Source organism: Propionicimonas sp. (assembly GCF_047606205.1).
Lineage (GTDB): Bacteria > Actinomycetota > Actinomycetes > Propionibacteriales > Propionibacteriaceae > Propionicimonas.
In genome coordinates this window covers 1-4595 of record NZ_JASGES010000232.1, presented here as the reverse complement: position 1 = coordinate 4595, position 4595 = coordinate 1, and the positions used below count along the sequence as shown (strand labels likewise).

At 66.6% G+C, this 4595-nt stretch carries 3 protein-coding genes; all 3 read left to right on the top strand.

Translation table 11 applies throughout. The annotated features are described in order from the left end of the window. The first annotated feature begins 522 nt into the window (after positions 1–522). Positions 523–1668: a multiple monosaccharide ABC transporter substrate-binding protein gene (gene chvE / locus QM633_RS14505; protein WP_415154476.1), complete on the top strand. Its 1146-nt coding sequence runs from the start codon at positions 523–525 to the stop codon at positions 1666–1668. A 79-nt stretch (positions 1669–1747) separates the two neighbouring features. Continuing rightward, positions 1748–3370, top strand: a complete 1623-nt coding sequence (gene mmsA / locus QM633_RS14500; RefSeq protein WP_415154475.1) for a multiple monosaccharide ABC transporter ATP-binding protein — start codon at positions 1748–1750, stop codon at positions 3368–3370. Next, positions 3367–4560 carry a multiple monosaccharide ABC transporter permease gene (mmsB, locus tag QM633_RS14495; protein ID WP_415154474.1) on the top strand — a complete coding sequence of 398 codons (1194 nt, stop codon included), beginning with the start codon at positions 3367–3369 and terminating at the stop codon, positions 4558–4560. Before mmsA ends, mmsB begins: the two co-directional genes overlap by 4 nt. Positions 4561–4595: the final 35 nt, after the last annotated feature.

The following is a 4595-nucleotide window of genomic DNA, read 5'->3' as shown; positions in this document are numbered from 1 at the left end:
GGTGCCGGCCGGACTCCGAGTCCGCCCGGCACCGCCGCAGCTGCCCGGGAGGTCCGCTCCCGGCGGCAACCCGGCCAATCCGATAAATGCACGAAAGGAGGCGCCCGCATTCTCGACAGCGCGAAACAATGAATTTTCATGGCTGCTCGGGTGGCCTCGGGGCCGCTCCGGAGCCCGGCTCGGTGCGAGCGCGGCCGGCCGTCCCTGCCCCGGGGCGCCGGTCAGGCTCGTTCAGCCAAGCCAGCGACCGCATCGCCGCCGTCCGCCCCTGGGCCGGGCCCGCGCGCGCAGCTCAGGGAAGGGGTCTGCGACGGCGAGATGTTTCCGGTAACATCCGCTGTGGTGTTTGCGGTCACATCGTTGCCAAACTGTGACCTTCCGCACGCTGCGTCCGCGTTGACTCGGTGACCGCGGGATGAAAACATGGCGGCACGCACACTTCCCGGCAAAGGCTGCCGGAACGACCATTCAGGTCGGTACTCAAGGACGAGAAGGAGCGCACAAACAATGCGGAAGATTGGAATGGCGATCGTCAGTATCGCCACCGCACTCATGCTGGCCGCCTGTGGCGGCACCGGTGCCGGGGGTGGCGCAGCCACGTCCGCAGGCGCCACCGGCAGCGCGGCGGCCGCCGACACCCTCGTGGGTGTGGCCATGCCGACGCAGACCTCGGAGCGTTGGATCGCCGACGGCAACGCGGTCAAGGAGGGCCTGGAGAAGGCCGGCTACAAGGTCGACCTCCAGTACGCCAACGACGACATCCCGACCCAGACCCAGCAGATCGACGCCATGATCACCGCCGGCGCCAAGCTGCTGATCATCGCGGCCATCGACGGCACCGCCCTCACCAGCCAGCTGGAGACGGCCGCGTCCAAGGGGATCAAGGTCATCGCCTATGACCGCCTGATCCGCGACAGCGAGAACGTCGACTTCTACGTCTCGTTCGACAACTACAAGGTGGGCGTGGCGCAGGCCACCGCGCTGCTGTACGGCCTCGGCGTGACCGACAAGGACGGCAAGGCCACCGGCACCGCGACCAAGGGCCAGAAGGTCGAGCTGTTCGCCGGCTCGCTGGACGACAACAACGCCCACTTCTTCTGGAACGGCGCCATCGACACGCTGAAGCCCTACATCACCGACGGCACCATCGTCGTGGGCTCCGGCCAAGACACCATCGAGCAGGCGGCCACGCTGCGCTGGCTGCAGGAGACCGCCCAGAAGCGGATGGAGGACCTGCTGACCTCGACCTACGGCGGCAAGGGCACCGGCCTCAAGGGCGTCCTGTCTCCGTACGACGGCATCTCCCGGGGCATCATCACCGCTCTGCAGGGTGTGGGCATGGGCCCGTCGATCAAGGAAGGCCTGCCGGTTGTCACCGGACAGGACGCCGAGATCGCCTCGGTCAAGCTGATCGCCGACGGCGTGCAGCAGTCCACCATCTTCAAGGACACCCGCAAGCTGGCCGCCCAGGCCGTCACCGCCGCGCAGGACTTCCTGGCCGGCAAGACCCCCGAGCCGAACAACACCACGGACTACGACAACGGCAAGAAGGTCGTCCCGTCCTACCTGCTCGAGGTTGACACGGTCTACGCCGACACGATCCAGGCCATGCTGATCGACTCCGGCTACTGGACCGCGGACGAGGTCAAGTCCGGCGTCGCCAAGTGATCGAGTCCTGACCAACCGGGGTGGGCCCTGTCGAAACGACGGGGCCCACCCCGGGCAACTGTCTGTCTGAGGAAGTGAAATGAGCGAAATCCTCCAGATGCGGTCGATCACCAAGGAGTTCCCCGGCGTCCTCGCCCTCAAGGACGTGACGCTGACGGTGGAACGTGGGGAGATCCACGCGATCTGTGGAGAGAACGGGGCCGGCAAGTCGACCCTGATGAAAGTCCTTTCGGGGGTCTACCCCCACGGCACGTACACGGGAGACATCGTCCTCGACGGGGAGGAGATGAGGTTCGCCTCGATCAACGACTCCGAGGCCAGGGGGATCGTGATCATCCACCAGGAGCTGGCGCTGGTGCCCTACCTGTCGGTCGCGGAGAACCTGTTCCTCGGCAACGAGGTCAAGGGCTTCGGCGGCCTGATCGACTGGAACGCCGCCAACGCGCAGGCCACCGAACTGATGAACCGGGTCGGCCTGCACGAGAACCCGACCACGCCGGTGTCCCAGCTCGGCGTCGGTAAGCAGCAGCTGATCGAGATCGCGAAGGCGCTGGCCAAGGACGTCCGGCTGCTGATCCTCGACGAGCCCACGGCCGCGCTCAACGACACCGACTCCGAGCACCTGCTGGGTCTGATCCGCCAGCTCAAGGAGCAGGGGATCACCTCGATCATGATCTCCCACAAGCTGAACGAGATCGCCGAGATCGCCGACAACACCACGATCATCAGGGACGGTCGCACGATCGAGACGATCGACATGTCCGACCCCGCCTCCACCCAGGAACGGATCATCCGCGGCATGGTCGGCCGCGACCTGGAGCACCGGTTCCCGGAGCGGACGCCCGAGATCGGCGAACCGGTCCTGGAGGTGAAGGACTGGACGGTGTACCACCCGACCCAGACCGGCCGGGTGATCATCGACCACGCCTCCTTCAGCGTCCGGGCCGGCGAGGTCGTCGGCATCGCGGGACTGATGGGCGCCGGACGCACCGAGCTGGCGATGAGCCTGTTCGGCCACTCCTACGGGCGCGACATCAGCGGCGAGATCAGGATGCACGGCCAGGTCATCGGGGCGCCGACCGTCTCCGACGCGATTCGGCACCGGATCGCCTACTGCACCGAGGACAGGAAGCGGTACGGACTCAACCTGATCGCAGACATCAGGGAGAACATCTCCTCCGCAGGGCTGTTCAAGCTGGCCAGGGGTGGCTGGGTGAACGGCAACGAGGAACTGAAGGTCGCCGAGGACTACCGCAGGGACCTCAACATCAAGACCCCGACGGTGATGGCGCAGGTCGGCAAGCTGTCCGGCGGCAATCAGCAGAAGGTCGTGCTGAGCAAGTGGCTCTACACCGACCCGGAGGTGCTGATCCTCGACGAGCCGACCCGCGGCATCGACGTCGGCGCCAAGTACGAGATCTACACGATCATCAACCGCATGGTCGCGGCGGGGAAGGCCGTGGTGGTCATCTCCTCCGAGCTGCCGGAACTCCTCGGCATCTGTGACCGCATCTACACCCTCGCGTACGGACGGATCACCGGCGAGGTGCCGGTGGGCGAGGCGTCCCAGGAGCGGCTGATGGCGCTCATGACGCTCGAACGCGACCAGCCGATCCCGGCGACAGGTTTCACCACCTACCCCGCGGGCACCGCGGACTCCACCACAGACTTCACCGACGAGACGAAGGGACTTCAACGATGACTGCCACCTCAGTGGCCGAGACTGCAGGGGTCGGCGAGATCCTGAAGAGGAACCTGCGCCAGAACGGCATTCTGATCGCCTTCATCGTGGTCTTCGCCGTCGCCGCGCTCCTCAACCCGAGCTTCCTCAGCGGCGGCAACATCACCAACCTGGTTCTGCAGTACTCCTACATCCTGATCCTGGCGATGGGCATGCTGCTGGTCATCGTGGCGGCGCAGATCGACCTCTCGGTCGGCTCGGTCGTGGCCCTGGCCGGCGCCGTGTCGGCCGTCCTGGTGATCAAGAACGGCATGCCGTGGTGGGTGGGCGTCCTCGCCGCACTCGGCGTCGGCCTGCTGGTGGGCGCGTGGCAGGGCTTCTGGGTGGCGTTCGTCGGCATCCCCGGCTTCATCGTCTCCCTCGGTGGCATGCTGCTCTTCCGCGGCCTCACCTACCTGGTGCTGAACAGCATCTCGCTCTCGCCGTTCGGCGGGACGTACTACGAGATCGCCAACGGCTTCCAGAACGGGCTGCTCGGCGGCTACGGCGTCGACAACTTCACGATGCTGGTCTTCGCTCTCGGCGGCCTCGCCTTCGTCTACCTCCAGTGGCGTACCCGGCAGGGCCGGCTGCGCTACAAGCAGCAGGTCGACGGGTTGGCGCTGTTCATCGGCAAGCAGGTGATCGTCTTCGCCGTGCTGATGTGGTTCGGCTACCAGCTCGCGACCAGCCGCGGGCTGCCGAACGTGCTGGTGCTGCTGATCGTCCTGGTGATCATCTACACCCTGGTCAGCCAGAAGACCGTGTTCGGACGTCACGTGTTCGCGATCGGCGGCAACCTGAACGCCGCGAAGCTCTCCGGCGTCCGGGTGCGGCGGATCAACTTCTGGGTGTTCGTGAACATGGGCCTGCTGGCCGCCGTCGCCGGCATCGTGTACTCGTCCCGGATGAACGCGGCGCAGCCCAACGCCGGTGACGGCGTGGAACTGGACGCGATCGCGGCCTGCTTCATCGGCGGCGCGTCCACCACGGGCGGCATCGGGCGCATCGGGGGCGCCATGATCGGCGGCATGATCATGGCCGTGATGAGCAACATCATGCAGCTGATGGGGTGGCCGCAGCCGACCCAGAAGGTGGCCAGGGGCCTGGTCCTGCTGCTCGCCGTCGCGTTCGACCTGTGGAACCGCCGTCGCGCGGAGACGGCGGCCTGACCGAACTCGCCGTGCGCCCACCCGGCCTCCCGGGT

Bases quoted from the DNA above. Each gene is read 5' to 3' on its own strand.
- chvE (WP_415154476.1), top strand. From the start codon at position 523: ATGGCGATCGTCAGTATCGCCACCGCACTCATGCTGGCCGCCTGTGGC.
- mmsA (WP_415154475.1), top strand. From the start codon at position 1,748: ATGAGCGAAATCCTCCAGATGCGGTCGATCACCAAGGAGTTCCCCGGC.
- mmsB (WP_415154474.1), top strand. From the start codon at position 3,367: ATGACTGCCACCTCAGTGGCCGAGACTGCAGGGGTCGGCGAGATCCTG.